Origin of the sequence: Nocardioides sp. (assembly GCF_036267815.1) — a bacterium.
Lineage (GTDB): Bacteria > Actinomycetota > Actinomycetes > Propionibacteriales > Nocardioidaceae > Nocardioides.
Genome location: NZ_DATAVI010000096.1, coordinates 1 through 21,957 on the forward strand (window position 1 = coordinate 1; position 21,957 = coordinate 21,957).

A 21,957-nucleotide genomic window follows, 5' to 3' on the forward strand; every position below is an offset into this window, starting at 1 on the left:
CGGGGTCGACGACGAAGCGATGCTCGCCGGTCAGGTAGGCCCGGCCGGAGACCACCGGGAGCACCGCCGCACGGCCTGCGGCCCGGGTAACCGTCTCCACCCGGGCGAGCCAGGTGGCGTCGCTGATCGAGGTGTGCGCGAGGACCTGCCCGGGCGTGAGCTCGCCGGCGGCGTGCAGCGCGGCCACCCGGGCGCAGGTGCCCGAGCCGCAGGGCGATCGGTCGACTTCGCCGTCGGCGAACACGGTGACGTTGCGCTGCCGCAGCGCCCCGTCCGGGCCGGTCCCCTCGTCGGCGAAGTAGATCACGCCGTAGATTCCGCTGAGCCGGTCGTCCAGCGGGTGCGAGGCGTAGTCGGCCGGACTGAGGAAGGCCTTGATCTCCCGGCTCAGCTCGATCAGAGCCGGCAGCGACGCCACGCTGACGTCCAGGCCGACGGCGGCGGCGGGCAGATGCGCGTAGATCGCTCCCCCGAAGCTGATCCCGCAGCTGACCTCGCCGCGCGAGGTCGGGACCAGCACCGCGTCGTGCAGCCCGTAGCTGGGCACGTTCACGAAGTCCACGCTGACCACCCGGCCGCCGTCGGTGCTCACCCGGGCGCGGACCCGGCCGGACGGGACGTCGATCACCACGTCGGTGACCCCGGACGGGCTGGCCGGGACCCGGCCGCTGCGCACGGCCCAGGCACCGAGGGCGATGGTTCCGTGGCCGCAGGCGGTCGAGAAACCGTCCTTGTGCCAGAACAGCACGCCGAAGTGCGCTCCCGCGTCGTCCGGCGGCACGATGAACCCGCCGTACATGTCGGCGTGGCCGCGCGGCTCGCAGCACAGCAGGGCCCGCAGGCCGTCAATGTCCGGGTCAGACAGCGCGGTGACCCGTTTCTCGGCGACGGTGGCGCCGGCGATCGGCGGCACGTCGGTGACGATACGGAACGGCTCGCCGCCGGCGTGGTAGTCGACGGTGCGGATGCTGGTGATGTTCATGCGGGTCCCGTCAGTCCATGTGTGGGTAGCGGTAGTCCGTCGCCGGGGAGAAGGTCTCCTTGACCGTCCGGGTCGAAAGCCAGCGGCGCAGGTTCTCGGCCGAGCCGGCCTTGTCGTTGGTGCCGCTGGCGCGGGCCCCGCCGAAGGGCTGCTGGCCGACGACGGCGCCGGTCGGCTTGTCGTTGACGTAGAAGTTGCCCGCGGCGAAGCGGAGCGCGTGCTGCGCCCGCGCCACCGCGCAGCGGTCGCGGGCGATGACCGCGCCGGTCAGCGCATAGGTGCTGGCCGCGTCGATCCCGGCCAGCACGGCGTCGAAGTCATCGTCGTCGTAGACGTGCACGGCGAGGATCGGCCCGAAGTACTCGGTGGTGAACATCTGGTCCTTCGGGTCGCTCGACTCCACGACCGTGGGCCGCACGAAGTAGCCCACCGAGTCGTCGAGCTGGCCACCGGCCAGGACCTTCAGGTGGCTCTGCCGCTTGGCGCGGGTCATCGCCGCCTTGTGCTTGGCGAAGGCCCGGTCGTCGATGACCGCGCCCATGAAGTTGGACAGGTCGGTGACGTCGCCCATGGTCAGGCCGTCGACCTCGGCCAGGAAGTCGTCCTTCATCCGCCTCCACACCGACCGGGCGACGTACGCACGCGAGGCGGCGCTGCACTTCTGGCCCTGGAACTCGAAGGCCCCCCGGACCAGCGCCGTGCGCAGCACGTCGACGTCGGCGCTGGGGTGGGCGACCACGAAGTCCTTGCCGCCGGTCTCCCCCACGATCCGCGGGTAGGAGCGGTACGACGCGATGTTCTCGCCGACGGTGCGCCACAGGTGCTGGAAGGTGGCCGTCGAGCCGGTGAAGTGGATGCCCGCCAGGTCGGGGTGGGTCAGGGCGACCTTCGAGACGTCGAGGCCGTCTCCCGGCAGCATGTTGATCACGCCCGGGGGCAGCCCGGCCGCCTCGAGCAGCTCCATGGTGAGGCTCGCGGCGAGCTGCTGGGTCGGGCTGGGCTTCCAGACCACGGTGTTGCCCATCAGGGCCGGCGCGGTGGGGAGGTTGCCGGCGATCGCGGTGAAGTTGAACGGCGTGATCGCGTAGACGAAGCCCTCGAGCGGGCGGTGGTCGGTACGGTTCCACACGCCCGGGCTGTTGGCGATGGGCTGGTCGGCCAGGATCTGACGCGCGTAGTGGACGTTGAAGCGCCAGAAGTCGATGAGCTCGCAGGCGGCGTCGATCTCGGCCTGGAACGCCGTCTTCGACTGGCCGAGCATGGTGGCGGCGTTGATCCGCTGCCGCCAGGGGCCGGCCAGCAGGTCTGCGGCCTTGAGGATGATCGCGGCCCGGTCGTCGAAGGAGAGTGCCTGCCAACCGGGCGCCGCGTCCTTGGCCGCCTTGATGGCGGCCTCTGCGTCACGGGTCGTGGAGCTCTTCATCACGCCCAGCACGTGGTGGTGGTCGTGGGGCTGCACGACGGGGATCTCGGCGCCGCCACCGTTGCGCCGGCGGCCGCCGATGTGGGCGCGCAACGAGACCTGCCGCCGCTCCTGGCGATCCAGCTCGAGCACCAGCGCCGCGCGCTCGGCCGAGCCCGGGGCGTAGGTGAGGTTGGGCTCGTTGACCGGGTACGGCGGGTGGGTGACGGCGTCCATGTCCGCGATGTTGTCAGACAAGGCGGGCGCCCACAAACGGTGTGCCGGGAGGCCTCGAGGTCGGTGTGGACGGCGACGACGTCGGCCACTGGTGAGGGGTGGCGGGAACGTGCCCGCGGGTCATGGGGTGCTCCTGGTGCGTCGACCTCGGGGGGCTCGCGGCCGTCCCTCACCACTGGCATCCAACAGCTCGTCGAGCGCCTCGGACAGGCACGACGCCAGCGTGTCCGCGTCGGGGACGAGGTCACGGTCGGCGGTGACGCCGTAGCACACCTGCCCGTCGTACGACGTGACGCCGATCGCCAGCGCGAGCCCGGGCAGCAGCGGTGGCACGGGGTAGGTCTCCTCCATCACCGCGCCCGCGGCGTACAGCGGGAACTGTGGACCGGGCACGTTGGTGACCGAGAGCTGGATCCCGCGCCGCAGCTGCTCGGCAGCGACGCGCGAGCCGATGGCATGGAAGGTCGAGGGGGCGAAGCCGGGGACGCCGGCGATGCGGTTGGCCGCGACCGCCCGTCGGATCTCCTGGTGGGCCAGGAAGGAGTGGGAGACCTGGTGCAGCCGCACGACCGGGCTCGGCTCGCCGACGGGCAGGTCGACCAGGTGGGGGGCGATCTGGGAGCCGACCGACGTCGCCTCGAGCTCCTGGTCGAGCACGGACATCGGCACCACTGCGCGCACCCGCCGGACGCCGGCCAACGACTCCGAGCGCGTCATCAGCCAGCCCCGAAGCCCGCCGGCGACCGTGGCGAGGACGACGTCGTTGACCGTCCCGCCCTGGGCGTCGCGGACCGCGCGGTGCTCGGCGAGCCCGCGCCGGACCGTGACGAACCGGCGCTGGTGAGACAGGGAGCCGGTGATCGGACTGTCGCGGTCGGAGCCGCGTCCGGTCAGCAGGGCCGCGACGGCGCCGACCCGGCGGGTGAGGAGCTCGGCATCACGGCGCGCCGCCCCGGCGGCCCCGCGCATCGTCTCGACCGCCGTGCGGGGCGACCCCATCGTCTCGCGGACGGCGTCGGCGAGCAGCCCGGCCGGGCTCTGCACCCGCTCGGCTCGCCACTCGTCGGATCCCAGCTGGCGCTGCTCGGGCGTCCGGTCGAGGAGCACCTGCGCCAGGTCGACCACCTGGGCTCCGTCGACCAGCGCCTGGTGCGCCTTGGTGAGCACCGCCACGCGACCGCCCTGGAGCCCCTCGACGACGTAGACCTCCCAGAGCGGCCGGTTGCGGTCCAGCGGGCGGGACACGATCCGCGCGACCAGCTCGCAGAGCTGCTCCATGCCGCCCGGCTGGGGCAGCGCCGAACGGCGTACGTGGTAGGCGAGGTCGAAGTGCGGGTCGTCGAGCCAGACGGGGTTGGCGAGGCGCCCGGGCACGTGGCGCACGCGCTGGCGGTAGCGCGGCACGAACGCGATCCGGTCACCGACCAGCTCGGTCAACGCGTCGTGGCCGAACCCGGTCGAGGCAGCCTCGAAGATCTCCACCGTGGCGTTGTGGCGCGGCGCGGTCGGCGTCTCCGCGGTGAGGAACGCCAGGTCCTTGGCCCGCAGGCGTTCACCCATGCGCTGCCTCCGCTGACGTCGGATCTGGCCCCGTGCGTGCTCGGCTTGTCTGCCATGGGATTCTGGCAGAGGCCCTGCCGGCGGGTCCTGCCGAGTCCGTTGCGAGAAAGGCCCTTCCGTGAGCCGTGTCCCGAGCCTCGTCGCCCTTGTCCTGGTGGGCGTCCTCACCCTCACCGCCTGCGGCGGCTCGAGCAGCGCGGCGTCGAACCTGCCGACCAAGAAGATCGCGATCACGATCAACGGCAGCGACACCGACCCCAACGGCACCGAGATCGACGTCAAGGTCGGCCAGCCCATCGAGTTCGACGTGACGGCCGACAAGGCCGGCGAGATCCACGTGCACTCCTCGCCCCAGGAGCAGGAGTTCGAGTACCCCCAGGGCTCCTCGACGTTCCGGGTCAAGGCGATCGGGGCACCGGGTCTGGTCACCGTCGAGTCGCACACCCTCGACAAGGTGCTGTTCAAGCTCAAGGCCGAGTGAGCCTGTCGTGGCAGGTCCCGTGAGCATCCTGATCGCCGGCGGCATCCTTCCCGAGCACGGCCTGGGCGGCGCCCAGGACCTCCCGATCTCGCGGGGTCTGGTCATCCTCGGCGCGGGAGCCGCCGTGGCGGTGTCGTTCCTCGTCCTGGCGCTGGCCTGGCGTACGCCGAGGTACGACGCGGCCACCAGCGGCCGGCCGGCTCCGCCCTGGCTGGCGTCGCTGGTCGACTCGGCCGGATGGCGTGGGGCCCTCCGCGTGCTCGGCCTGCTGGCCCTGCTCTACCTCGTGGTGACCGCGGTCTTCGGCAAGGACCTGCTGACGAACCCGATCTTCGGGATCTTCTACGTCTGGATCTGGGTCGGCATGGTCCCGGCGTCGCTGCTGCTGGGCCGTGTCTGGCGGGCGATCAGCCCCTTCCGGCTGATCAATGCCGGGATCGCGCGGCTCTCGGGCAGCGAGCCCGGCGACGGCATGCTCGCCTATCCCGAGCGGCTGGGGATGTGGCCCGCGTCCCTCGGCCTGCTGGCCTTCGTCTGGATGGAGCTGGTCTACCCCCACAACGTCGACCTGTCGCCGGTGCGGCTGTGGTGCGCGATCTACCTCGGCCTGATGATCGCGGGCGGCGCCGTCTTCGGAAGCACGTTCTACGCCCGCGCCGACCCCTTCGAGGTCTACTCCACGCTCGTCGCGAGCGCCTCGGTCTGGGGCCGCCGCGACGGGGCGTTGGTGATCCGCAGCCCCCTGGCCAACCTGGACGCCACCCCGGCCACGCCGGGCCTCGTGGGCGTGGTGGCGGTGCTCTTCGGCAGCACGGCGTTCGACGCGTTCCGCGACTCGACGCGGTGGCTGACGTTCATCCAGGGCACCGGCTACTCGCCGTACCTCCAGAACAACCTCGGGCTGCTCGGCTTCTGCGTGGCCGTCGGCCTGATCTTCTGGCTGGCCTGCGTCGCCACGGCGGTCGGTCCCGAGCACGACCGCCGGGCCCTGCCCGGACAGCTCGCGGTCTCGGTGGTCCCGATCATCGTGGGGTACGTCGTGGCCCACTACCTCAGCTATGTCGTCGAGATCGGCACCCAGACCCTGGTCCTGGCCAGCGACCCCCTGAGCAACGGCAGCAACATCTTCGGCACCGGGAACCTCGTGGTCCCGTACTGGCTGTCCTACCACCCGACCTTCCTGGCCGACATCAAGGTGCTCGCCGTGGTCGTCGGTCACGTCGTGGGTGTGGTCGTGGCCCACGAGCGCGCCATCAAGCTGCTGCCCAAGAGGCACCAGCTCACCGGCCAGCTGCCGCTGCTGGCCGCGATGGTGTGCTTCACCGTCGGCGGGCTGTATCTGCTGTTCTCCTCCTGACCGACACCAGACGCGGTCGCTGGCGGCGGCGAGCGACCCGGCGCCGCGGGACCGCCGGAGGCACGACCGCCTCGCCGAGGACGACGAGGGCGCGCGCCAGCTCGGACTCCCCGGCCTCCACGAGGCTGACCCCGGCCGACAGCGCCCGGTCCGTCGCCGCTCGGTCCTCAGGCAGGAAGTGCACGTCGCTCACCTGCGCGAAGCCCTCGACCATCCCCACGATCTCGCGCTCGGGCCACCCCAGCCCGGCCCGCATCCGGTTGACCACCACCCGCGGGTCGACACCCGGCAGCCGCTCACGCAGGTCGACCAGGCCGCGCGCCAGGCGCGCGAGGCCGACCGGGTCGGCGGTGCCGACGACCAGGATCTCGTCGGCCAGGTCGAGCGCGCCGACGGTGAGCTGGTTGCGTGCGGGACGCCCACCCAGGTCACCCGCGGGATCGTCCTCGAGGCCGAAGCCGGTGTCGACCACGACGTGACCACGGGCGCTCGCGACCTCCAGGAGGCGCTCGACGACGCCGGGACGCACCTCCACCCAGCGCTCGCCCCGAGGCAGTCCGGTGAGCACGCTCAACCGGTCGCCGACGGACCGCTGCGCCGACGCCAGGCGCTCCTCGAGCAGGCCGTCGGCGGAGAGTCGCGCCACGCTGAGCAGCCCCGAGACCTCGTCGAGGATCCCGAGGTGAGCAGCGACCGTGCCGCCGTAGGGGTCGGCGTCGACCAGCGTCGTCGGCAGGCCGCGTCGTGCCAGCACGGACGCCAGCGACACCGCGACGGTGGTCCGGCCCGGCGCACCGGCCGGTCCCCAGACCACGACGACGCGTCCGTCGCTCGCCAGATCGCCGTCGGCCGGGCGGGCGGGCCGCCGCCGGTCGTCGGACGCGTCCCCGACGTGTGCCTCCAGGGCGTCGGGCAGGGAGTCGAGCCGGTCGAAGGACAGCAGAGCGTCGACGCCGAGCCGCGCCGCCCGCGCGCGGGCCGCATCGGAGTCGGGACCGACCGCGACGACACGCAGCTGGTGTCGCCGCAGGACGTCCATGGCGGTCGGGTCCAGACCGGGGGCGTCCAGGGCGACCACCGCGGCGTCGGCCTGACCTGCACTGCTCGTGGCGAGCAGCTCCTCTACGTCGACGCAGCGCTTCAGCACGACCATTCCCTGGCGTGAGGCGACCAGCTCGAGCGCCGGCGACTCCCAGGCGGCTCCCGCAGCCACCACGAGCACCACGATCACCGGACGGCCTCGCGACCCACGAGGGTCAGCGTCGCCGCCTGCGTCGTCGCGAGCAGGCCGAAGAAGTGCCGAGCCTGGGGCGGGGTCATCGCGAGCACGACCAGCCTGGCGCCGTCGGAGCCGAACTGGTCGTCGGCCGCAGGGGCGTCGAGCACGCCGACCCCGGACAGGGCTGGCCGCCCCTGGCAGACCGGAGCCGCCTGACAGGCCGTCTGGGCCGTGGGTCGCACGTAGACGTCGACGCGGTCGCCCGTCGAGAGGTCGCCGGGGACCTGGTCGGCGGACACCGAGACCGGCACCTCGCGCAGGTCAGGACCGGAGGCCGTCGTGACGGCGGCCCGTGGCACCAGCTCACCGGCGCCCACGTCGCGGCTCAGGTGCAGGTCCGCGGGGAGCTGCTGGTCGGCGCGGAGGTAGAGCGCCGCGTCGTCGGCATCGGCGAACCGGACCCGGCGTACGGCGAGCTCACCCGAGGTCAGCGACTGGCCGGCGCCGAGCGAGGTGGACGCGACCCAGACCGGCACGGTGTCGTCCGACGAGCCGAGCACGAGGGCGCCTGCGAACACCGACGCGGCCACGATGGCGAGCCCCACCCAGAGCCGGGGGTCACGCCACCCCGGCGTCGAGGCGCGCCGCGCAGGGGGCACCTCCATGTTCCCGAGATCCACGCGGACATCATCCAGCCAACGCCGGCCCGGCCGGCTCCGTCGTCCACAGGCTGGCTGTCGCTGCGGCACGCCGTTCGATCCCACGTGCAACGATGGCACCATGGCACCCGGCCCGCGGTTCCTCACCCTCGCGGACGTCGCCGAGATCCTCAACACCTCCAGCGCGCAGGTCTACGCGCTGGTCCGACGAGGCGAGCTGCCCGCCATCAAGATCGGTGGCCGCGGACAGTGGCGGGTCGAGTCCTCGCAGCTCGAGGCCTATATCGACCGGATGTACGACGAGGCCCGGGCCTTCGTCGACGCCCACCCCTTCACCGAGGCCGAGGCCAAGGACGAGCCGCCCGTCCGGTGACGTCGCGCTGCTCAGCCGACCTGGGAGCCGAGCGTGATCCGCAGCGACAGCTGGGAGCCACCGCGCTGGACGGTGAAGCTCAGCGTGTCACCGGGCTCGTGGGCGCGGATCGCCACGATCAGCGCGATGCCGTCCAGGACGCGTTCCCCCGCGACCCGGGTCACCACGTCACCTTGGTGGAGGCCGCCCTGGGAGGCCGGGCTGTCGGAGCCCACCTTGAGGATCGTGGCACCGCTGTCGCCGGTGGCGCCGGTGTTGACCGTCGCACCGATCACGGGGTACCTCGCCTGCCCGGTGCGCAGGATCTGGTCAGCGGTGATCTTGACCTGGTCGATCGGGATCGCGAAGCCGACGCCGATGTTGCCGGCCTGACCCGACTGGGTCCCTCCGGTGGTCGCGATCGCGGAGTTGACCCCCACCACCTGGCCGCTGAGGTCGACCAGCGGTCCCCCGGAGTTGCCGGGGTTGATCGCCGCATCGGTCTGCACCGCGTTGATGAAGGAGGAGTCGGAGCCGGTCTCGCTGGTGGTCACCGGCCGGTTCAGCGCGCTGACGATCCCCGAGGTGACCGTCGAGCTGAGTCCCAGCGGCGAGCCGAAGGCCACCACCGGGTCTCCGACCCGCAGCACCGAGGCAGACCCCAGGCTGGCCGGCGGCAGCCGGGGCCCGTTCCTCACGTAGAGCACCGCGAGGTCGTAGGTCGGGCTGCGACCCACCACGATCGCCTTGTACTCGTTGCCGTGCTGGTCCACGATCTCGATCGGCCCGTGGTCCGACACGGCGTCGGCCACGACGTGGTTGTTGGTGATGTAGTGGCCCGAGCGGTCGAGCACGAAGCCGCTGCCGGTGGCGCCGTCCTTCTTGCCCTGGTACTCGGCGAGCACCTGGATGGTGCTGGGCAGCAGGCGCTGGGCGACCGAGGCGACCGAGTGGTTGCCCGCCGGTAGCGGTGCCTTGGTCCGAGTGCCGGCGCCGGCCAGGCCACCGCTGAGCCGGCCCGCGGTCGCGTCACCGTGCACGTTCTGGTAGATCGCCCCGCCGGCGAGGCCACCGAGGGCCCCGACCACCAGCGCCACGACGGTGACCACCGGCCACAGCCAGCCGGGCACCCGGCCGCGCGGGCGGTCCGCGGCACGGTGCTGTACGGGATACGGCTGGGAGGTCGGGTAGGGCTGGCTCGGGTAGGGCTGGCTCGGGTAGGGCTGGGCCTGAGGTCGAGGGTCGCCGTAGCCCAAGGTGGGGCCCGGCGGCGTCCACGGGTGGGACGGAGCCGGCTCGCCCGGCTGGACGCTGGGGTGCTCGTCGCTCACGGGTCCTGACTCTCCACAAGGGTCACCGCCCGGGCACCGGGCGGCCTGCGGGCCGAGCGGGCCCTAGGGCGTGAGTGTACGACGCGCGCCGGCCGCGACCGGCGGGGTGCCCCGGCGCTCGTGGTCGTGCGCGGGCGTCGGCGGCTCGCGGTCGACGACGGTGGAGATGGCGTAGCTCAGCGCGGACCCGACCGACGCGCCGGTCGGACCGACGACGGCACCCGGTGCGTTGGCCGGCGAGGCCCCCAACGCCAGCACGCCCATCACCGCCGCGCCCACAGCCCCGCTGCCGATGCCTGCCAGCCCGAGGTGACGACGGCGGGCAGCTCCGGCGAGTGCCGGATGCTCGGAGAGGTCGGACAAGGTCGCGAGGTCGGCCAGCTCGGGCCACCCGACGAGACCGCCGAACAGGAGCGAGCCCTTGAGGTGGGACGGCGCCGGCGAGCCCGCCAGCTGCATCGTCGCCAGGCGGGTCTTCACCCACCCCTCGCGCTCGACGGCGTCGCGGCACTGGTGGCAGGAGTGGACGTGCTCCCACGCGCGCTCCTCGTCGGCCGGGGACAGCTGGCCGTCGAGGAGCGCGCTGACTCGGGTGCCCAGGTGGCCGATCACGACGCCGCCCCCGGAGCGAGGTCGGACGTCGAGGCCGCGGGACCCTGGTAGCGGGTGCGGCCCTCGGCGGGGGCACGGTGGGCGAGAGCGGCGCGCAGCATCGCCCGCCCACGGTGGATGCGGCTGCGGACGGTGCCCAGCTTGGCGTCGAGGATCTGCGCGATCTCGTCGTAGGACAGTCCCTCGACGTCGCACAGGACGACCGCGGCCCGGAACTCCGGCGGGAGCGTGGCCAGCGCCTGCTCGATGTCGTCGTCGAAGGTCTGGTCGGCGTACGCCACCTCGGGGGCGGGCTGCGGGCTGTGCAGCCGGGCGGCGCGCTCGTCGGACAGCGCATCGAAGCGGATCCGCTGCTTGCGGCGCGCCTGGTCGAGGAACAAGTTGGTGGTGATGCGATGGATCCAGCCCTCGAGGGTGCCGGGCTGGTAGGTCGACAGGCTGCGGAACACCCGCACGAAGACCTCCTGGGTGAGGTCCTCGGCGTCGTGACGGTTCCCGGTCAGGCGGAAGGCGAGACGGTAGACGCGGTCGGACTGCCCCTCGACGATCTCCTCCCAGGTGGGCACCAGGGACGTCGCCTGCTCCTCCACCTCATCGACCTCCTCGCGCGCACGCCCGGCTGGCTGACCAGCCGGGCGCCGCAACTCCCGATCGGCTCGTCGCGACCCGAACAACACCCCGTGCTCCGTCCTGGAACTCTCGTGGGCACGGCTGAGAGGAACCTGACAAAAGGCCGTCCGCACCGTGTGAAACCGATCCGTTCAACGAACGAGCGTGGGCCCGGTGTTCCCGGATCGAGCACTCGGTTGCGCGGTAGGGTCGGCTGACCGCCGTCCCCGTCCGGAAGGACGCCCGATGACCCCGACGCCCCTGCCGGCCCCCAAGCCGGCCACCTGGACCTATGCCGAGACCTTCGTCGAGGAGGACGACGTGCTCGCCTCGGCCCGCGCTCGGGCCGAGGAGGTGGGAGCCGTGCCGATCGGGAACGGCGGCGGCGCGGCGCTGCGCTTCCTGGCCTCGGTGATCGAGGCCCGGGCCGTCGTCGAGGTCGGCACCGGGGCCGGCGTGTCCGGCCTGTGGCTGCTGCGCGGGATGCGGCCCGACGGAGTCCTCACGACGATCGACATCGAGGCGGAGCACCAACGTCTCGCGCGGGAGTCGTTCAACGATGCCGGCGTCCCCGCTCAGCGGGCGCGCACCATCGCCGGAGCCGCTCTCGAGGTGCTGCCCCGGCTCACCGACGGCCACTACGACCTGGTGTTCTGCGATGGCGACAAGGCGGAGTACGCCGCCTACCTCAAGGAGGCGCTGCGGCTGCTGCGACCCGGTGGGATCGTCGCGTTCGACAACGCCCTGTGGCATGACCGCGTGGCCGACCCGGCGCAGCGCGACGAGGACACCTCGGTGATCCGCGAGCTGGGCCGCCAGGTCGCCGCCGACGACACCCTGGTGCCGGTGATGCTGCCGGTCGGCGACGGGCTGCTGGTCGCGAAGAAGGAATGGGTGCCCTGAGTCAGCCGATGCCGGCCAGCGGCTCTGGCCCGGTGAGCCAGGTCAGCAGCGCCCGAGGGCCGAAGCCGGAAGGACCCTTGGTCCACTCGTAGGAGTCGCTCGGAGCGTCGCCGGCCGAGGCGATGTCGAGGTGGGCCCACGGGATGTCGCCGGCGAAGTGCTGGAGGAACAGCGCGGCCGTGATCGCCCCGGGGCCACCCGGGGCGTTGGTGGCGTCGGCGACGGTCGAGGTCAAGGTGTCCTCGTAGTCCGGCTCGAGGGGGAGCCTCCACAGCGGCTCCCCCGCGGCCGCGCCGGCCTCGAGGAGGGCCTTCGCCAGGGCGTCGTCGTTGGCGAAGCAGCCGCCGGTCCACTGACCCAGCGCGACCTTCATCGCCCCGGTCAGCGTGGCGACATCGACGAGCACGGCCGGGTCGAGCTTGTCGACCGCGTAGGCCATCGCGTCGGCCAGCACCAACCGACCCTCGGCGTCGGTGTTGAGGACCTCGCTGGTGCGCCCGCCGTAGTGGGTGACCACGTCGCCCGGGCGCAGCGACGAGCCGCCCACGGCGTTCTCGGCGGCCGGGATCAGACCCGTCACGCGCAGGGGGCAGCCGAGCGCGCCCAGCGCGCCGAGCACGGCCATCACGACGGCACCGCCGGTCATGTCGCGCTTCATGGTGGCCATGCCCTCGGCCGGCTTGATCGACAGCCCGCCGGAGTCGAAGGTGATCCCCTTGCCGACCAGGACCACGCGCGGGGCACGCCGCCCGCCGGGGGGCGTGTAGTCGAGCCGGATCAGCCGGGGCGGCGTCGCCGAGCCCCGGCCGACGGCGACGATGCCGCCGAAGCCCTGCTTGGCCAGGCGCGTCTCGTCCCAGATCTCGCAGGCCAGGTGGCTCTCCGCGGCCAGCCCCTCGGCCTGCTCGGCGAGCCACTGGGGCGACTTGAGGTTGGACGGCACCGTGGCCAGCGTCCGCGACCGCCAGCCGGCTCCGCCCAGGACCAGCCCGCGCTCGAGGGCCGCCGCGTGGTCGTCGCCGGAGAGCCCCGCCAGGACCATGCGGCGCACGGGCTCGTGCTCGGGCCCCTGGGAGCGCCAGTGGAACCCGAACGAGCCGAGCATCGAGCCCACGACGTACGCCGTCAGCGACTCGGCGTCGGACTCCGCCGGAACCGTCGTCGCGACCGACTCGTGGTCGAGGACCGCCCGGGCGACGGCCGCTCCGGCCCGGCGGTAGTCAGCGGGTGCGCGGTCACCGAGACCTACGAGGACCACGAGCCGCAGGGCCTCGCGCGCCATCGGGATCGCGACGACCTCGCCCGCCTTGCCCTTGGCGCGCCGCGCGGTCAGGAGCCCGGCGAGGTCGACGCCCAGCTCCGCTCCGGCCTCCGCGGTGCCCGGACCCAGGACCGGGCCTTCGGCGCCGACACGGAACGGCAGCGCGAGCGCCTCGACTCCCGTCAGCTCGGCGGCGGCACGGCTGCTCAGCGCGAAGGCGGGCGGGGATACCTGGACGGGAAGAACCGGTGTCGGCGCGGGCACGTCAGCCCACGACCTCCTTGAGTGCGTCGCCCAGGGCGCCGGCCTCCTCGGCGTTCAGCTCGACGACGAGACGCCCACCACCTTCGAGTGGCACGCGCATCACGATGCCGCGGCCTTCCTTGGTGACCTCGAGCGGACCGTCACCTGTCCGCGGCTTCATTGCCGCCATCCGCGCACCTCTTCTTCTCGAGTTCTACTCGCTAAAGGACCTGGAGGCGCGGGAGGGCACGAGACCCCCCGACACGCCTGATGCGTGACCATTATCCCCTATCGCCACCGACGACGCCCGGACCCTGCCCCGTCTACGGTCGCCGACCTGGCACAGTGACGCGCATGCGCGCCCGCTCGGCCCTGTTCGACGTGTACGGCGACCACCTGCGCTCGCGCGGCGACCAGGCGCCCGTCTCCGCGCTGATCCGGCTGCTGGAGCCCGTCGGCATCGCCGAGCCGGCGGTCCGGACGGCGATCTCCCGGATGGCGGCGCAGGGGTGGCTGGAGCCGGCGCGCGTGGACGACGCGCCGGGCTACCGCGCGAGTCCGCGTGCCATCGGCCGGCTGACCGAGGCGGCGGCGCGGATCTATCGCAGCGCGCCCGCGCCGTGGGACGGCCGCTGGCGGATGGTCTTCCTGGACGCTCCGCGCCACCGCGGTGACCGCGAGCGGCTGCGCGAGGAGCTGACCTACCTCGGTTACGCCGAGCACGCCCCGGGCGTCTGGCTGTGCCCGTTCGAGCATCCCGACGTGGCAGAGGTCATCGCGCGCGCCGGAGGCTCGGCCAGATACGGCGTCGCGGTCGGTCTGGACCCCGACCCGCTCTCGGCCTGGGACCTCGCGAGGCTCGCCACGTCCTACGCCGCCTGGCCGGGGGTGGCGGGCCGGCTGCTGGCGCAGGAGGACGGCGCGCTCACAGAAGGCGAGGGCGACCCGGACGAACGCGCCTTCGCGGCCCGGTTCCGACTCGTGCACGAATGGCGCAAGTTCCTCTTCGACGACCCCGGACTGCCCGCCGAGCTGCTGCCCGCCGACTGGCCCGGCGCCGGGGCCGCCGCGTTGTTCACGCACGAGGCGTCGCGCCTGAAGCCGGCCTCCGAGCGCTACGTCAGTCGCTGTCTGGGGCGTTCGTAGCGAGCTGCCCGACGTGGAGCACGGCTGAGCGGGTGTGAAAGCCTGCCGTCATGGCCGAACCCTCCCGCGCGGTCTCCCCGGTGCTGATCGAGGTCGCCGCCGGCGTCGCGACCGTGACCCTGAACCGTCCCGAGGCCATGAACAGCCTCGACGTCGTCACCAAGGAGGCGCTGCTCGAGGCGGTGCGGCAGGTCGCCGACGACCTGGCCGTGCGCTGCGTCGTGCTGACCGGCACCGGGCGCGCCTTCTGCGTCGGTCAGGACCTCAAGGAGCACGTCGAGCTGCTGCACAGCGGGGCGACCGACCGGCTGTTCCGCACCGTCGAGGAGCACTACAACCCGATCGTCTCGGCGCTCGTCGGCATGGAGAAGCCCGTGGTCGCGGCCGTGAACGGCGTTGCCGCCGGGGCCGGGGCCAGCCTGGCGCTCGCCTGCGACCTTCGGATCGTCGCCGACACCGCCGGCTTCAACCTCGCCTTCGCCAACATCGCGCTCTCCTGCGACACCGGCTCCAGCTTCACCCTCCAGCGCCTGGTCGGTCGCGCGAAGGCCCTGGAGCTGCTCTACTTCCCGCGCACGGTCGCTGCCGACGAGGCGCTCACCCTCGGCCTGGCCACCCAGGTGGTGCCCGCCGGCGAGCTCGCCGAGGTCGTGACCGCCCTCGCCACGCGACTCGCGGCCGGGCCGACCGTGGCGCTGGGCGCGATGCGCCGGTCGCTGACCTTCGCGGCCGACCACACCTTCACCGAGGCGCTCGAGATGGAGTCGGCCCAGATGACGCGCACCGGCCGGACCGCCGACCACGCCGCCGCCGTGGCGGCGTTCCTCGCCAAGCAGAAGCCGACCTTCCAGGGGCGGTAGGGCTCAGGACGCGTGGTGGCCGCGCCAGGCGTCGAACAGGCCCAGGATCCTCCGCGGCGCGGACCGGAGCCGCGCGCGGGAGGGGTGGGCGCCGTACTCGACGGTGAGCGCGAAGCCCTTGAACCGGTGGTTGAACCACATCGTCATGGTCCCGTGACAGCTGCTCCCGCACCGCAGGTGCGACGTCGGCAGCCCGAGCGCCTTGGCGACCTTCCGGGAGAACGCCGGCCGCTCGGTCACATCGACGGCGTGCAGCGGCTGGTGGAACGACAGGACGTAGGCCGGCTTGACCTTCTTCAGGAACGCCATCATCGCGCGGGTCTCCGGCTCGGAGCGCGGCCGCGGCCCGGAGTCGTAGTTGCCCGTCTGCCGGATCCACTTGTAGGGGTAGTTGCGGTTGAGGTCGACCCCGCGGGCGTTGCGCCGGGTGCCTCGCGCGAACCCGTCGGGGTTGTAGACCGGCACCACCCACAGGTCGATGCCGTGCACGCGCGGGCCGTGAACGAGGTTCGTCAAGATCCGGCGCGGCGCCGGCTCGTTGCCGTGCATCAGCGAGATCAGCACGACCTTCTTCGCACCGGGTTCACCGAGGTGGTACGCCGTGATCCGGCGTCCCTTGACGCTGTGGCCGATCACGACCTTCTCGAGCACGGCGCGGGGGCGGCCGGCCGCGGAGGTGGGCGGCGCCTGGAGCACGAGGACCCCCGGTAGCAGGCCCAGGGCCAGGAGCGCGCCCAGGAGCGGAGTACGGCGCGAGCGCGCGGCCCGAGACGACGGCACGCCCGCTCAGCTCTGCGTCGCGTAGAACCAGGTGAACACCAGCACACCCACCAGCATCCCTACATGCGCCAGGATCGACAACCCCGGTCCGCCCGACCAGCCGTCGTCGGCCGACTCCGAGGCATGCCGGCCGCGGGTCGGCGTCCAGCGCAGCAGGATCAGGAGCCCGATCAGCGCGGTCAGCCAGTAGAAGAAGAGGGCGACGACGCCGACCAGGGACCTGGTCTGCCCGGTGACCAGGAAGAGCACCCACAGCGCGAGCGCCACGACCCCGAAGCCGGTGTGGAGGTTCACCGTGCCCATTCCCACCTGGTGCTGACCGCCTGCGCGGCGCTGGGAGAGGCGGAGCCGGGTCAGGACGACGACCACCGCGGAGAGCAGGGTGAGGACGTCGACGACGTAGACGGGCTTCACGCCCCCACAGTGTGCCGTAGGTGGCTATCCGGCAGCATCCTCGCCCGCCCCGGGCACGGATGCGCGTCCCGGTCGATGGGGCAGGTCGGGCCGGTCCGGCGACTCGGCGGCCGGCCGCGCCTGCTCGGGTCGCTCCCGCTCCTCGGCGAGGCGGTCCAGCAGCGCGTCGACCTCGCCCATCCGGTATCCCCGGAACGCCAGGGGGAACCGGATCCGCCGCAGGTCGTCGGCCGTGACCGGCCCCTCATGCGGCACCAGGGCGTCCAGGGCGTCGTCGTGGGCCCGAGACATCGGGGTGCCCCTGCCCGCTGCGATCACCGCGACCCCGCCGAGCGCCAGCACGACCAGGATCGCGAACAGCCACATCACGGTCCGGCCACCTGGCTGCGGCCGCGCTCGCGCGCCTCCACCATCAGGGACACGGCGTGGTCGACGTCGTCGGTGAGCTGGAGCATGTCGATGTCGGACCGGCTGATCGTGCCGTGCACCAGCGCCCGGTCGCGCAGCCAGTCGATCATCCCCTGCCAGTAGTCGGTGCCGATCAGCACGAGCGGGAAGCTGGTGACCTTCTGGGTCTGCACCAGCGTGAGGGCCTCGAACAGCTCGTCGAGGGTGCCGAGCCCGCCGGGAAGGACGACGAACCCCTGGGAGTACTTGACGAACATCGTCTTGCGGGCGAAGAAGTAGCGGAAGTTGATGCCGATGTCGACCCAGTCGTTCAGGCCGTTCTCGAAGGCCAGCTCGATGCCGAGGCCCACGCTGGTGCCCCCGGCCTCGCTGGCGCCCTTGTTGACGGCCTCCATGGCGCCGGGGCCGCCGCCGGTGATCACCGCGAACCCCGCCGCGGTGAGCTTGCGCCCGACCTCCTCGCCGATGGCGTAGACAGGATCCTCGGGCTTGGTGCGGGCCGAGCCGAAGCACGCGATCGCCGGACCCAGCTCGGCCAGCGCGCCGAAGCCCTCCACGAACTCCGCCTGGATCCGCAGAACCCGCCAGGGGTCGGTGTGCACCCAGTCGCTGGGCCCCCGGGAGTCGAGCAGCCGCTGGTCGGTGGTGGTGCCGTCGACCTGGTTGCCGCGCATCACGACCGGACCCTTGTGCTTCTCCTGCCGGGCGCCGGAGCCACCTTCGGACATCGAGCTCACCTCTTCCCTCGCAGCCACGCGGCGAGCACCCGCTCGCAGTGCCGGAGCTGCTCGACCGGCACGAACTCCTCCTGCTTGTGGGCCAGCATCGGGTCACCGGGACCGAAGTTGACCGCCGGCACGCCGAGCGCGCTGAACCGCGACACGTCGGTCCAGCCGAACTTCGGGTTCACCGTCCCGCCCACGGCGTCGACGAAGGCCCGCGCCGCCGGCCGGTCCAGACCCGGCAGCGCACCCGGCGCGCTGTCGGCGACCGAGACGTCGTACCCGGCGAAGAACGCCCGGACGTAGGCCACGGCCTCCGCCTCGCTCCGGTCGGGGGCGAACCGGTAGTTCACGCTGACGGTGCACCGGTCGGGCAGGACGTTGCCGGCGACGCCGCCGCTGATGCCGACCGCGTTGAGGCCCTCGTGGTAGGTGAGGCCGTCGATCACCGGCATCCGCGGCTCGTACGCCGCGAGCCGGTCCAGGACGGGCGCGGCGAGGTGGATCGCGTTCACGCCCCGCCACGCGCGAGCGCTGTGGGCGCGCTCGCCAGCCGTCGTGACGTCGACGCGCATCGTGCCCTGGCAGCCGGCCTCCACCACGCCGTCCGATGGCTCCATCAGGATCGCGAGATCGGCACCCAGCAGACCGGGGTCGTCGGCGACGAGCCGTCCCAGGCCGTTGAACTCGCTCTCGATCTCCTCGCCCTCGTAGAGCACGAACGTGACGTCGCGCGCCGGATCGGGGACGCCGGCGGCGAGCCTCAGGATGACGGCGTCGCCGCCCTTCATGTCGCAGGCGCCCAGCCCGTGCAGGTCGACACCGTCGTTGCGGCTGGGGAGGTTGTCGTTGAGCGGCACCGTGTCCAGGTGCCCGGCGATGACGACCCTTTCGGACCGGCCGAGCTCGGTGCGCGCGACGACCGTGTGGCCACGGCGCACGACGTCGAGGTGCGCGAGCGGGCCCAGCGCGGCCTCGACCACGTCGGCGATCTCGCGCTCGTTGCGGCTCACCGACTCGATGTCGACGAGCTGGCCGCACAGGGTCACGACGTCGGCGTCCAGGTCGAGGCTCATGGTCGTCATCCTTCCAGTCGCCTCACGACCGGGTGAGCTCGATGACCGGCTGGGCGACCTCGGCCTCGCGCACCTCCAGGGACGTGGCCAGCGTCTCGCGGCGGATCAGGTCGGCGTGGGTCCGGGCAGCGTCGGCCGCCGACGCGTCGGCGGAGATGGTCAGGCCGATCCGGTCGGAGACCTCCAGCCCCGCCTCGCGCCGCGCCTGCTGCACGGCGCGCACCAGGTCGCGCGCAACCCCCTCCGCCTCCAGCTCGGGAGTGACGGCGGTGTCGAGCACCACGAAACCGCCGCCGGGCAGCAGCCCGGTCGCGGAGTCCTCCCCGCCCGAGGCGACCGTCTCCAGGGTGTACTCGCCCTCGTGGAGCTCCAGGCCTCCCGCGGTCACGACACCGGACTCCGACACCGCCCAGTCACCGGACCTGGCTGCCCGGATCGCCACCTGCACGTCGCCGCCCAGTCGCGGTCCGGCGGCGCGGGCGTTGACCGAGAGCCGCTGCGAGACGCCGAAGGTCTCGGCATCGGGGTGGTCGACGCCGAGCAGCCGCACCGACCGCACGTTCAGCTCGTCGGCGACGATCTCCTCGAACCCCTTCAGCCGCTCCGCGCCGGCCACGACGACCGTCAGCTGGGAGAGCGGCAGCCGGTTGCGCAGCAACGCGCCCTTGCGCAGCGCCGAGCCCGCGGAGCACACGTCACGGACCTGGTCCATCGCCGCGACCAGCGCGGCGTCCTCGGGCAGATCGACCGCGGTCGGCCAGTCGGTCAGGTGCACCGAGCGCTCGCCGGTCAGGCCCCGCCAGACCTCCTCCGCCGTCAGCGGCAGCATCGGCGCGGTCACCCGGCACACGGTCTCCAGCACGGTGAACAACGTGTCGAACGCGGCCTCGTCGACGTTGCCGTCAGCGGACCAGAAGCGGTGCCGGGACCGTCGGATGTACCAGTTCGAGAGCACCTCGAGGAACCGCTGGGTGGTGTCGCAGGCGTTGGCCACCTCGTAGTCGTCGAGCTGGCGCGTCGACTCCTCGACGTACTGGCGCGTCTTGGCCAGCAGGTAGCGGTCCATCGGATGGTCGGACGCGGTGGACCGCTGGGCGTCGTAGCCACCCGGGCACGCGGCGTTCGCGTAGAGGGTGAAGAAGTACCAGCAGCTCCACAGCGGGATCAGCACCTGCCGGACGCCTTCGCGGATGGCCTGCTCGGTGACGATCAGGTTGCCGCCGCGCAGGATCGGCGACTGCATGAGGAACCACCGCATGGCATCGGCGCCGTCGCGGTCGAAGACCTCGCGCACGTCGGGGTAGTTGCGCAGCGACTTCGACATCTTCTGCCCGTCGCTGCCGAGCACGATGCCGTGGGAGAGGCAGGTCTCGAAGGCGGGCCGCTCGAAGAGCGACGACGCGAGCACGTGCATCGTGTAGAACCAGCCGCGGGTCTGCCCGATGTACTCGACGATGAAGTCGCCCGGGAAGTGGTGCTCGAACCAGTCGGCGTTCTCGAACGGGTAGTGCACCTGGGCGAAGGACATCGATCCCGACTCGAACCAGCAGTCGAGGACATCGGTGACCCGGCGCATCGTCGAGCGGCCGGTGGGGTCGTCCGGGTTGGGCCGGGTCAGGTCGTCGACGAACGGCCGGTGCAGGTTGTCCGGGCGAACGCCGAAGTCGCGCTCGAGCTCGTCGAGGGAGCCGTAGACGTCGATGCGCGGGTACGCCGGGTCGTCGCTGCGCCAGACCGGGATCGGACTCCCCCAGAAGCGGTTGCGGGAGATCGACCAGTCGCGGGTGTTCTCCAGCCACCTCCCGAACTGGCCGTCCTTGACGTGCTCGGGCACCCAGCGGATCTGCTGGTTGAGGTCCAGCATCCGCTCCCGGATCTTCGTGGTCGAGACGAACCACGAGGACACCGCCATGTAGATCAGGGGCTCGCGGCACCGCCAGCAGTGCGGGTAGGAGTGCTCGTAGGACTCCCGGCGCAGCAGCACCGTGCCCGGCGTGACCGCGCCGGTCTCCCCGGTGCCGCGCGTCGCGTTCTGGAGGTGCTCGATGATCGCGACGTTGGCGTCGAAGACGTGCATGCCCTCGTACTCGGTGATCGGAGGCGTGAACGTGCCGTCCTTGGCCACGGCGACGACGAGCTCGATGCCCTCGCGGTCGGTGATCGCCTTGTCCTCCTCACCGAAGGCGCCCGCGCTGTGCACCAGCCCGGTGCCGTCCTCGGTGGTCACGAAGTCGGCCTCGACCACGCGGTGGCTGTGGGGGTGACCCTCGAAGTAGGCGAACGGCGGCGTGTAGCGCCGCCCGAGCAGGTCGCGCCCTTTCAGCCGGGCGACGACCTGGTCCGCGACGGACCCGCTCGACTCGTCCTTCAGCTCGCGGGCGTACGCCGCCAGCCTCGCCTCGCCGACGACGTAGCGCTCGGTCGTCCCGGTGACGTCCGACTCGACCACGACGTAGTCGATGTCGGGACCGACCATGATCAGCAGGTTGGAGGGCAGGGTCCACGGCGTGGTGGTCCAGACGAGGGCCAGCTCACCGGTCTCCAGCCGGCACCCGACCGTGACCGCGGGGTCCTGCCGCTGCTGGTAGACGTCCTCGTCCATCCGCAGCTCGTGGTTGGACAGCGGGGTCTCGTCGTTCCAGCAGTAGGGCAGCACCCGGAAGCCCTCGTAGGCCAGGCCCTTGTCCCACAGCTGCTTGAAGGCCCACATCACCGACTCCATGTAGTCGAGGTCGAGGGTCTTGTAGTCGTTGTCGAAGTCGACCCAGCGGGCCTGCCGGGTGACGTAGTCGCGCCACTCCTGGGTGTACTCGAAGACCGACTTGCGGCACTCGGCGTTGAACGCCTCGATGCCCATCTCCTGGATCTCGTCGGTGGTCTTGATGCCGAGCTGGCGCATGGCCTCGAGCTCGGCGGGCAGGCCGTGGGTGTCCCAGCCGAAGCGGCGCTCGACGCGGCGGCCCCGCATCGTCTGGTAGCGCGGGACGAGGTCCTTGACGTAGCCGGTGAGCAGGTGGCCGTAGTGCGGGAGCCCGTTGGCGAACGGCGGGCCGTCGTAGAAGACGAACTCGTTGGCGCCGTTGTCACCGGCCTCGCGCTGCTCGACGCTCGCCCGGAAGGTGTCGTCGGCGTGCCAGTAGGCCAGCACCGCCTCCTCGATCCGCGGGAAGTCCGGCGACTGCGTGTGCGGTCTGGTGGAGACCTTCGGGTACGTCATCTGGGTCCTCGTGGGTTGAGCCTGCCGAAACCACGAGGACGACGACTGCCGCGGTACCACCTCGCTTGCCACCCCTGCGGTCTGGATCTCGACCATCGGGGCAACCGCTCGTTCGCGGGCTGTGAC

General features: G+C 72.3%; 22 protein-coding genes. 6 read left to right on the forward strand and 16 right to left on the reverse strand.

Annotated elements, in window-relative coordinates; all coding sequences use genetic code 11:
• The 3 genes from VHW64_RS19520 to VHW64_RS19530 all read right to left on the reverse strand — a co-directional run.
• Positions 1–982, reverse strand: a 982-nt coding sequence (locus VHW64_RS19520) for a proline racemase family protein (protein WP_329652243.1), incomplete at its 3' end; no start/stop codon positions are given.
• Positions 983–992: 10 nt separating this feature from the next.
• A complete protein-coding gene (gene pruA, locus VHW64_RS19525; protein WP_329652244.1) occupies positions 993–2,621 on the reverse strand; it encodes an L-glutamate gamma-semialdehyde dehydrogenase in 1,629 nt (542 codons plus the stop codon).
• 120 nt (positions 2,622–2,741) lie between these two features.
• The gene (locus VHW64_RS19530) at positions 2,742–4,181 is read right to left on the reverse strand and encodes a wax ester/triacylglycerol synthase family O-acyltransferase (RefSeq protein WP_329652245.1); all 1,440 of its coding nucleotides are present in this window, start codon (positions 4,179–4,181) and stop codon (positions 2,742–2,744) included.
• 118 nt (positions 4,182–4,299) lie between these two features.
• Between VHW64_RS19530 and VHW64_RS19535 the strand changes: the two genes are divergently transcribed.
• Both VHW64_RS19535 and VHW64_RS19540 read left to right on the forward strand, forming a co-directional pair.
• On the forward strand, positions 4,300–4,662 hold the full coding sequence (locus VHW64_RS19535; RefSeq protein ID WP_329652246.1) for a hypothetical protein: 363 nt from the start codon (positions 4,300–4,302) through the stop codon (positions 4,660–4,662).
• A 19-nt stretch (positions 4,663–4,681) separates the two neighbouring features.
• Entirely contained in the window at positions 4,682–6,019 is a 1,338-nt protein-coding gene (locus VHW64_RS19540; RefSeq protein WP_329652247.1) for a hypothetical protein, read from the forward strand.
• Here VHW64_RS19540 and VHW64_RS19545 read toward each other — a convergent pair.
• Both VHW64_RS19545 and VHW64_RS19550 read right to left on the reverse strand, forming a co-directional pair.
• Positions 5,982–7,250: a hypothetical protein gene (locus VHW64_RS19545; RefSeq protein ID WP_329652248.1), complete on the reverse strand. Its 1,269-nt coding sequence runs from the start codon at positions 7,248–7,250 to the stop codon at positions 5,982–5,984. The genes VHW64_RS19540 and VHW64_RS19545 overlap by 38 nt on opposite strands.
• Positions 7,247–7,918: a hypothetical protein gene (locus VHW64_RS19550; RefSeq protein WP_329652249.1), complete on the reverse strand. Its 672-nt coding sequence runs from the start codon at positions 7,916–7,918 to the stop codon at positions 7,247–7,249. The genes VHW64_RS19545 and VHW64_RS19550 overlap by 4 nt, the downstream gene beginning before the upstream one ends.
• Positions 7,919–8,018: 100 nt before the next feature.
• Between VHW64_RS19550 and VHW64_RS19555 the strand changes: the two genes are divergently transcribed.
• On the forward strand, positions 8,019–8,270 hold the full coding sequence (locus VHW64_RS19555) for a helix-turn-helix domain-containing protein (protein ID WP_329652250.1): 252 nt from the start codon (positions 8,019–8,021) through the stop codon (positions 8,268–8,270).
• A gap of 11 nt (positions 8,271–8,281) precedes the next feature.
• Here VHW64_RS19555 and VHW64_RS19560 read toward each other — a convergent pair whose 3' ends face one another.
• The 3 genes from VHW64_RS19560 to sigE all read right to left on the reverse strand — a co-directional run bounded on the left by VHW64_RS19560 (position 8,282) and on the right by sigE (position 10,782).
• A complete protein-coding gene (locus VHW64_RS19560) occupies positions 8,282–9,580 on the reverse strand; it encodes a trypsin-like peptidase domain-containing protein (protein ID WP_329652251.1) in 1,299 nt (432 codons plus the stop codon).
• A gap of 63 nt (positions 9,581–9,643) precedes the next feature.
• Positions 9,644–10,192 (reverse strand): zf-HC2 domain-containing protein, encoded by a 549-nt coding sequence (locus VHW64_RS19565; RefSeq protein WP_329652252.1) that lies wholly within the window; start codon positions 10,190–10,192, stop codon positions 9,644–9,646.
• Positions 10,189–10,782: an RNA polymerase sigma factor SigE gene (sigE, locus tag VHW64_RS19570; RefSeq protein WP_329652253.1), complete on the reverse strand. Its 594-nt coding sequence runs from the start codon at positions 10,780–10,782 to the stop codon at positions 10,189–10,191. Before sigE ends, VHW64_RS19565 begins: the two co-directional genes overlap by 4 nt.
• Before the next feature lie 265 nt (positions 10,783–11,047).
• Between sigE and VHW64_RS19575 the strand changes: the two genes are divergently transcribed.
• Positions 11,048–11,704, forward strand: a complete 657-nt coding sequence (locus VHW64_RS19575) for an O-methyltransferase (RefSeq protein ID WP_329652254.1) — start codon at positions 11,048–11,050, stop codon at positions 11,702–11,704.
• A gap of 1 nt (position 11,705) precedes the next feature.
• Here the strand turns inward: VHW64_RS19575 and VHW64_RS19580 are convergent, their stop codons facing one another.
• Both VHW64_RS19580 and VHW64_RS19585 read right to left on the reverse strand, forming a co-directional pair.
• Positions 11,706–13,229, reverse strand: coding sequence for a leucyl aminopeptidase family protein (locus VHW64_RS19580; RefSeq protein ID WP_329652255.1), 1,524 nt, complete (start codon positions 13,227–13,229; stop codon positions 11,706–11,708).
• A 1-nt stretch (position 13,230) separates the two neighbouring features.
• On the reverse strand, positions 13,231–13,398 hold the full coding sequence (locus VHW64_RS19585; RefSeq protein WP_329652256.1) for a DUF3117 domain-containing protein: 168 nt from the start codon (positions 13,396–13,398) through the stop codon (positions 13,231–13,233).
• 164 nt (positions 13,399–13,562) lie between these two features.
• On the opposite strand from VHW64_RS19585, the gene VHW64_RS19590 reads away from it, so the two are divergent.
• Complete coding sequence (locus VHW64_RS19590) at positions 13,563–14,354, forward strand: PaaX family transcriptional regulator C-terminal domain-containing protein (protein ID WP_329652257.1); 792 nt, start codon at positions 13,563–13,565, stop codon at positions 14,352–14,354.
• A 50-nt stretch (positions 14,355–14,404) separates the two neighbouring features.
• Entirely contained in the window at positions 14,405–15,214 is an 810-nt protein-coding gene (locus VHW64_RS19595; protein WP_329652258.1) for an enoyl-CoA hydratase-related protein, read from the forward strand.
• A 3-nt stretch (positions 15,215–15,217) separates the two neighbouring features.
• Here the strand turns inward: VHW64_RS19595 and VHW64_RS19600 are convergent, their stop codons facing one another.
• The 6 genes from VHW64_RS19600 to ileS are packed head-to-tail and all read right to left on the reverse strand — an operon-like array spanning position 15,218 to position 21,831.
• Positions 15,218–15,994, reverse strand: coding sequence for a M14 family zinc carboxypeptidase (locus VHW64_RS19600; RefSeq protein WP_329652259.1), 777 nt, complete (start codon positions 15,992–15,994; stop codon positions 15,218–15,220).
• 6 nt (positions 15,995–16,000) lie between these two features.
• A complete protein-coding gene (locus VHW64_RS19605; RefSeq protein WP_329652260.1) occupies positions 16,001–16,408 on the reverse strand; it encodes a hypothetical protein in 408 nt (135 codons plus the stop codon).
• A gap of 24 nt (positions 16,409–16,432) precedes the next feature.
• The gene (locus VHW64_RS19610; RefSeq protein ID WP_329652297.1) at positions 16,433–16,774 is read right to left on the reverse strand and encodes a DivIVA domain-containing protein; all 342 of its coding nucleotides are present in this window, start codon (positions 16,772–16,774) and stop codon (positions 16,433–16,435) included.
• Positions 16,774–17,544 carry a TIGR00730 family Rossman fold protein gene (locus tag VHW64_RS19615; protein ID WP_329652261.1) on the reverse strand — a complete coding sequence of 257 codons (771 nt, stop codon included), beginning with the start codon at positions 17,542–17,544 and terminating at the stop codon, positions 16,774–16,776. Before VHW64_RS19615 ends, VHW64_RS19610 begins: the two co-directional genes overlap by 1 nt.
• Positions 17,545–17,549: 5 nt before the next feature.
• The gene (dapE, locus tag VHW64_RS19620; protein ID WP_329652262.1) at positions 17,550–18,614 is read right to left on the reverse strand and encodes a succinyl-diaminopimelate desuccinylase; all 1,065 of its coding nucleotides are present in this window, start codon (positions 18,612–18,614) and stop codon (positions 17,550–17,552) included.
• Between the two features lie 22 nt (positions 18,615–18,636).
• Complete coding sequence (ileS, locus tag VHW64_RS19625; RefSeq protein ID WP_329652263.1) at positions 18,637–21,831, reverse strand: isoleucine--tRNA ligase; 3,195 nt, start codon at positions 21,829–21,831, stop codon at positions 18,637–18,639.
• Positions 21,832–21,957 lie beyond the last annotated feature (126 nt).

Excerpts from the sequence above, each read along its gene's own strand:
- pruA (WP_329652244.1), bottom strand. The coding sequence starts at position 2,621 with ATGGACGCCGTCACCCACCCGCCGTACCCGGTCAACGAGCCCAACCTC.
- VHW64_RS19530 (WP_329652245.1), bottom strand. The coding sequence starts at position 4,181 with ATGGGTGAACGCCTGCGGGCCAAGGACCTGGCGTTCCTCACCGCGGAG.
- VHW64_RS19555 (WP_329652250.1), top strand. The coding sequence starts at position 8,019 with ATGGCACCCGGCCCGCGGTTCCTCACCCTCGCGGACGTCGCCGAGATC.
- VHW64_RS19575 (WP_329652254.1), top strand. The coding sequence starts at position 11,048 with ATGACCCCGACGCCCCTGCCGGCCCCCAAGCCGGCCACCTGGACCTAT.
- VHW64_RS19585 (WP_329652256.1), bottom strand. The coding sequence starts at position 13,398 with ATGGCGGCAATGAAGCCGCGGACAGGTGACGGTCCGCTCGAGGTCACC.
- VHW64_RS19590 (WP_329652257.1), top strand. The coding sequence starts at position 13,563 with ATGCGCGCCCGCTCGGCCCTGTTCGACGTGTACGGCGACCACCTGCGC.
- VHW64_RS19595 (WP_329652258.1), top strand. The coding sequence starts at position 14,405 with ATGGCCGAACCCTCCCGCGCGGTCTCCCCGGTGCTGATCGAGGTCGCC.
- VHW64_RS19610 (WP_329652297.1), bottom strand. The coding sequence starts at position 16,774 with ATGTGGCTGTTCGCGATCCTGGTCGTGCTGGCGCTCGGCGGGGTCGCG.
- VHW64_RS19615 (WP_329652261.1), bottom strand. The coding sequence starts at position 17,544 with ATGTCCGAAGGTGGCTCCGGCGCCCGGCAGGAGAAGCACAAGGGTCCG.
- dapE (WP_329652262.1), bottom strand. The coding sequence starts at position 18,614 with ATGAGCCTCGACCTGGACGCCGACGTCGTGACCCTGTGCGGCCAGCTC.
- ileS (WP_329652263.1), bottom strand. The coding sequence starts at position 21,831 with ATGACGTACCCGAAGGTCTCCACCAGACCGCACACGCAGTCGCCGGAC.